6 protein-coding genes are annotated in these 5,936 nt (G+C 66.6%); 4 read left to right on the forward strand and 2 right to left on the reverse strand.

The window, feature by feature from the left end; genetic code table 11:
* From VD972_RS26535 to VD972_RS26545, 3 genes are all read left to right on the forward strand, one after another.
* Positions 1–557 (forward strand): endonuclease V (locus VD972_RS26535; RefSeq protein ID WP_324991534.1); only part of this gene is annotated, 557 nt, incomplete at its 5' end.
* Between the two features lie 125 nt (positions 558–682).
* Positions 683–1,876, forward strand: a complete 1,194-nt coding sequence (locus VD972_RS26540; protein ID WP_324991535.1) for an FIST signal transduction protein — start codon at positions 683–685, stop codon at positions 1,874–1,876.
* 157 nt (positions 1,877–2,033) lie between these two features.
* Entirely contained in the window at positions 2,034–2,135 is a 102-nt protein-coding gene (locus VD972_RS26545; protein ID WP_324991536.1) for a hypothetical protein, read from the forward strand.
* Between the two features lie 66 nt (positions 2,136–2,201).
* On the opposite strand, the gene VD972_RS26550 is transcribed toward VD972_RS26545, so the two are convergent.
* Together VD972_RS26550 and VD972_RS26555 are read right to left on the reverse strand one after the other, a co-directional pair.
* Positions 2,202–3,965, reverse strand: a complete 1,764-nt coding sequence (locus VD972_RS26550) for a vWA domain-containing protein (protein ID WP_324991537.1) — start codon at positions 3,963–3,965, stop codon at positions 2,202–2,204.
* Positions 3,966–4,138: 173 nt separating this feature from the next.
* Positions 4,139–4,846, reverse strand: a complete 708-nt coding sequence (locus tag VD972_RS26555; protein ID WP_324991538.1) for a metallophosphoesterase — start codon at positions 4,844–4,846, stop codon at positions 4,139–4,141.
* 272 nt (positions 4,847–5,118) lie between these two features.
* On the opposite strand from VD972_RS26555, the gene VD972_RS26560 reads away from it, so the two are divergent.
* Positions 5,119–5,784: an RNA polymerase subunit sigma-70 gene (locus VD972_RS26560; RefSeq protein ID WP_324991539.1), complete on the forward strand. Its 666-nt coding sequence runs from the start codon at positions 5,119–5,121 to the stop codon at positions 5,782–5,784.
* Positions 5,785–5,936: the final 152 nt, after the last annotated feature.

The raw sequence follows: 5,936 nt of genomic DNA on the forward strand, positions 1-5,936 counted from the left end.
GAGGCTTTGTCGTCCTCGACGCGTTGTCGCTGAGCCCCGTTGCACAGCAGGGCGCCGCTGCCGCGCTCCGTTTCCCTTACGTGCCCGGCTTGCTCTCCTTCCGAGAACTGCCAGTCCTCGCCGCCGCTTGGTTGCGCCTGGACCATGCGCCGGATCTGCTCGTCTTCGATGGGCAGGGCGCGGCCCACCCCCGCCGCCTGGGCCTGGCCTGCCATGGCGGCCTGCTCTTTGGCGTGCCCTCCATCGGCTGTGCCAAGTCGCTGCTGGTGGGGACTCATGGGCCGTTGGGTGAGGAACGCGGTGCGATGGCCGAGATCCGACATCGCGGAGAAGTGGTCGGCATGGCGGTGCGGACGCGCCGGGGTGTCAGTCCCGTCTATGTCTCCCCAGGCCACTTGATGGATCTCCCTACCGCCGTCGAGTGGGTCCTCCGCTTGACTCCTCGCTATCGCGAGCCAGAGACAACCCGTCATGCGCATCGCCTCGTCAATGCCCTGCGCTGCCAGTCCCACGGCATTCCCTCGGAAGGGGGCAAGCCGCAGGCCACGGTGGGTTGACGCTCGCGCTGGAGACTTGGTCGACCGGTGAGCCTCAAGACCGCTCAGGTCCAGAGCACTGGAGCGACCCAGGCGGACGCGCCCTCAGAGTCCTGGCTAGAATGGTGGGGAGGGAGAGCCGGGTCATGAGGTGGGCGTCAGCACTGTCCCAGTCTGGAAGTGTCGAAGAGGCCGTGGAGAAGGCCACGACGGAGCTGTGCACGCGGCTCGGCAGCCGGGAGCCGGATCTGGTGGTCGTTTTTGCCTCGCCTGCCTTGGTTACCGAGGTCGATGTGGCAGCTCTCATCCACTCACGTCTTCCTGGAGCCGTGATCCTGGGCTGCTCTGGGGGGGGCATCATCGGTGCCAACCATGAGGTGGAGCAGGGCCCTGCTCTCTCGCTCACCGGGGCCGTGCTGCCCGGTGTGCGGCTCGTTCCTTTCCACCTGGACGTGAATCAACTCCCAGGGGAGGGTGCCAGCCCGGACGAATGGCACGCCCTCCTCGGTGTCCCTCCCGAGGACCGGCCCTCTCTGTTGGTCATCGCAGACCCATTCACATGTGACGCTGAGGCACTCGTGGCGGGTCTGGATCATGCCTACCCGGGTGTCTTGAAGGTAGGCGGTCTGGCGAGCGGGAGCCGGGAGCCGGGAAGTACCCGGCTGTTTCTTGGCGGTCACTCCGTACGCACCGGCGTCGTGGGGCTTGCGTTGACGGGCAATGTGGTTGTCGATGCCATCATCGCCCAGGGTTGTCGCCCCATCGGGACGCCCATGCTCGTCACGCGCTGTGAGGGCAATGTGCTGGTTCAGCTCAACGAGCGCCCAGCTCTCGAGGTGCTTCGCGAGCTCCATCAGGCTCTCGACGCTCGGGACCAGGCGCTGTTCCGGCGCTCGCTCTTCATCGGCATCGAGATGAAGCAGGATCAGGTGGAGTACCAGCAGGGTGACTTTCTCGTGCGCAACATCGTCGGGGTGGATCCTCAGTCTGGCGCGATTGCCGTTGGAGCGGCGCTGCGGCCCTATCAGGCCGTCCAGTTCCACCTGCGGGACTTGCGCACGGCCTCCGAAGATCTGAAGCGGCTCCTTCAGCGCTATCGGGATGAGCGAGGTGCGGCTGGCAGCCCCCAGGGGGCGCTGCTCTTCTCGTGCCTGGGGCGCGGCTCGCAGCTCTATGGCCGCCCGGACCATGACACCTCGCTCTTCGAGGGCATGCTGGGCTCCATTCCATTGGGGGGCTTCTTCTGCAACGGGGAGATCGGCCCTGTGGGCGGTACCACCTTCCTCCACGGCTATACGAGCGCCTTCGCGCTCTTTCGGGAGGCTCCATCTGGAACGTGATTTGCGCACCCCGCGTTCGGTGCACAACCTCAGCGAGGGACGTTCCGCTGGAAGTCCGGCGCGCCCGGCGCCATGAGTCCCGCACCAGTCAGACCTATGCGGCGTTCATCAAGCACCTCGCCTCCAACCCGAGGCCGTCGAGCCGGTCATCCGCGCAGTGCTCGCCGCCATCCAGGATCAGGTCAGCGACGGTGAGGTGGAGCAGGTCATGCGCCAGCTCCCCTCCGATCTGCGCGACCTCTGGCGCCCGGTGGTGTAGGGCCGCAGCCTGGAAATGAAGAGCGCCACCACCCGGTGTGACCCGGAGTGATGGCGCTCTCGTGGCTCAGGCCACCTTCAGCAGCGGGGTCCGCATCACCCGCTCGACCCAGCCAGACTGGCTGGCGCCAGCTGCCGTCGGCGCGTCCAGCAACGCCTTGAGCACCCGCGGGACCTGGTACGGGTCCACGAACTGATCCACCGACACCTCGCTGAACGGCACCTGGAGCTGGCCTGCGCACGTGCGCACGGTGCTGCCCCGTGCGCCCGCCACGCTCACCAGCAGCGCCATCGCCGCCACCGTGTAGCCGCACTCACGGAAGGCCCGGGCGAACTGGTCACCTGCCTCGCCCGCCTCGTCGCCCACCACGATGACGATGAGCTTTGCCTGCGCCGGCACGATCACCTTGTCCCGGTGCAGGGCGTGCACCGCGGCCGCATGAGTCGTACCGCCAGACGCCTTGATGCCCTGCAGCATGTGCTGTACCGCCATGCGGCTGGACACCTTCGGCTTGAGCACCGTCCCCACCGTGTCGAACGACGCGATGTGCAGCTTCTCCATCGGGAAGCCCGCGAGGATGCGCGTCAGCGCCTCCTTGGACTGCTCGATGGCGCCCTCCATGGAGCCGGACTTGTCGATGAGGAACATCACCCTCACGTCCGCCTCCGCAGTAGCCTCCGCCACGGCCTGCCTCGCCGCGTTGTCGCTCGCCTCCTCCAGCTTCTCGCGCAGCTCCTTGCTCCGGACGTTCTTCGCGATGTGGAGCGCCCGCTGGTCGGTCGCCGACTCCACGGCCTTCTCCCAGCGTGCCCGGATGGTGGGCTCAGACAGCAGGCCCAGCTCCTCCAGCGTCGGCGTCAGCATCCGCAAGTCCCTGTCCGACAGCGACGGCAGCAACGCCACCATGATGGCCGGCGTGAGCCCCATGTCCTTCGGCAGACGGCCCACCACCTCCTTGTGGGAGAGCCGCTGCGTCTCGATGGCCTCGCAGATCTCCGCCTCGGAGAGCCCGTCGAAGCGCTCACGCTTGATCAGCCTCAGCCCCTCGAGCCCCACCGCGCGGTGGCCACCGGACGCCTGCTTCTGCCTCCAGCCGAGCACCTCAAAGAATGCCTGCGACTCCGGCTTGTAGCCGGCCTTGCGGGCGAGGTTCTTCAGCGTCTCCTTGAAGCCGGCCTTCACCAGACCTTCCAGCATGGGCAGGTTCTTCTCCCTCGCCTGGAGCCACTTCTGCGCCACGCGCTTCCACCGACCCATGGGCGCCTTCTTCGAGCCCGGATCGCCGAACCCTGCCTCGCGGTTGAGGCGCGCGATCTCTGGCGTCTCGAGCAGCTCGGCCACCCGCAGCACCGCCTTCGGCGTGAGCATCCGCGTGGACTTGCGCTCGTAGTGCAGGATCATCGCAGCACCAATCGCCCGGTGGTCGTCGTCGTAGAAGGCCACAGTGCCGTTGTCCTCGCGCACCGGCTGGCCCGCGTGGCCCTGCACCAGCATCAGCGCACAGGTGGCCACCTTCAGGTCTCTCCAGTCCGTCTGCGTGAGGGCGTAGGATGCGAAGTGCGCCATCAGGTCCGTGTTGAGCTTGTGGATGTCCAGGATCTGCCGGTACAGCTTCACCGCCGCAGGCACGAAGAGGCCAGGGCTCACACGCTTCGCCTTGGCCGGGATCGCCGCGTTGCCGCGGGGCGCCGGCTGCCAGACGCCGTTGACGTCCAGGCCAGGCCGGTTGTGCCACAGGTGCGCGGAGCCGTTGAGCACAAGCTCGAGCAGCCGCTCGGCGGGCCCGCGCTGTGCCTCCGGAAGCATCGGGGTGTTCTGCTTCGTCGTCATGGTCCCCTCCGGGATCGTGCTGCGGGTGAGACGTGAGAAGCGAGCACCGGGATCGGTACTCGCTTCAGGTGAAGTGGGGTTGAAAAGGAGAAGGTGCGCCTGAGTGGCGAAGCCACGAGACCCTGGAAGGGAGGGCCTCGCCGGCCGGGCGCGAGATCAGAAGAGAGTGAGGCTCAGGAGAAGACCGAGACGTCTCCGTGTACAGGGATCAGCGCCACATTCTTGCCGCCCCGGTAGGACTGCCGTGCAGGCACCGAGACAAGCTCCCACGAAGGGAGCACCACCGCGGTGAGCGAGCGTCCGTACACGCAGCCTGTGTCGATGCCTACCGCGTGCTCCGTGACGAGCGGCTTGTCGAAGACCGTGTGCCCGAAGATGACCCGCTCAGGGCCCTTCCAGTGGTGCGTCCAGAACCGGTGTGTCGCTGGCGCCTTCGAGGGCCAGAAGCTCTTGGTCGCTGGAGGCTGGATGCACTGGGCATGGAGCAAGTGGTAGGCGTCCTGGCCCTCGATGGGCTTGTCGGGCATCACGCCGGCATGCACCACGACGGCGTTGTGCTCGGGCAGGCGGATGTAGAGCGGGAGCCTGGCGAAGTAGTCCATGTGCTCGGGATCGAGCACGCGGCGCGTCTCCAGGTGATCCGGCAGCAGACGCTCGTCCGGGCGGCGGCGCTGCTGCAGGTGCTGCTCCTCGTGGTTGCCTTGGATGGCCTCGTAGCGCATGGCCAGCTCCACGCACTCACGGCGCTTGGGACCCCGGTCCACGAGATCCCCCGCGAAGATGACTCGGTCGCTGGTGGTGGCGCCCACCTTGTCGAGCAGCTCGATGGCCTCGTCGTAACAGCCATGCAGGTCGCCAATGACGATGGTGCGGGGAGACATGGAACAACACCTCAAAAAGAGTTGCCGGCAGGGACGCCACTTCCCCCTGGCCCTGACGGTGGATTTTCCGGACTCGGGCTTGTGTCAGGAAGCTTGAAATGGCCCGTCCCTGCCTCCGACGCCCCCCTACCTGTCCGTTCACCAGAACCTGGGGACCTCGTCATCGGAGGATGCCTGCGGATGCCATCGTGGTACCTTGCCGAGCAGTCGATGCCAAGCTCACCCTTCAGGTGGGTAGGCACTCAACCCCTCGGCGTAATTAGGTTCCTTCGGTGTACGACCAGCTCACGGATGACGAATTGTTCGCGGAAGTGTCCCGACGCCGCTCCGCTGGCGAGTCCTTCAATGGACCGCTGGGCGCGCTCGTCGCACGCTGGGGCCGTCCCGCTCGCTACGTCATTGGCAAGATTCAGGCCAGCTACGGCCGGGGCTCTCCTGCGGACGGGGACGAGCTCTTCCAGGACGCAGTGGGAAAGTTCATCGACCGCGGGTTGGAGCAGTTCCGCGGCATCTCCGAGCACATGCCCGGAAAGGCCGCTTCTCCCAAGACTTTCTTCCTGCGCATCGTCAAGCACGTCGCCATCGACTTCTACCGGCGGCAGCGCGAGGACCTGGCCCCTGCGTCCAAGGATCCAGATGACGTCATGGAGGAGTCTCCTGCCGAGGTGGGCCGCGCCGTGGAGAACGCCCGGCGCACCGAGGCGCGCAGTGAGGCTCAAGAGCTCTACTGGGCCGCGTTCGCTCGTCTCCAGAAGGAGCACCCCAAGGAGGCAGGAGCGTGGGAGCTGTACCACCACCAGGACGTGGAGGATCACGAGGAATGCGCCCGTCTGCTGCAGATAACCGTGGTCAACTCCTACAAGCGCGTCAGCCGCGCCCAGGCCTACCTCAAGCTGTACCTGCTCGAGTTGAAGCAGGCCGCAGAGGGAGGGCCCTGAGCCCTCGAATCCACCGACTCTTCTCTCGAGGTACCCGATGAGCGACGCACTCTCCCGTTATCAGGCCCGGCACCATCAGCTCGCCGGGGTATCCGCCTCCGTGGGAGGTACACTCGAAGCCGCAGGAGATCTCCTCCGCCGCAGCTCGCGAG

It is taken from the genome of Hyalangium sp., assembly GCF_035629615.1.
Taxonomy (GTDB): domain Bacteria; phylum Myxococcota; class Myxococcia; order Myxococcales; family Myxococcaceae; genus Hyalangium.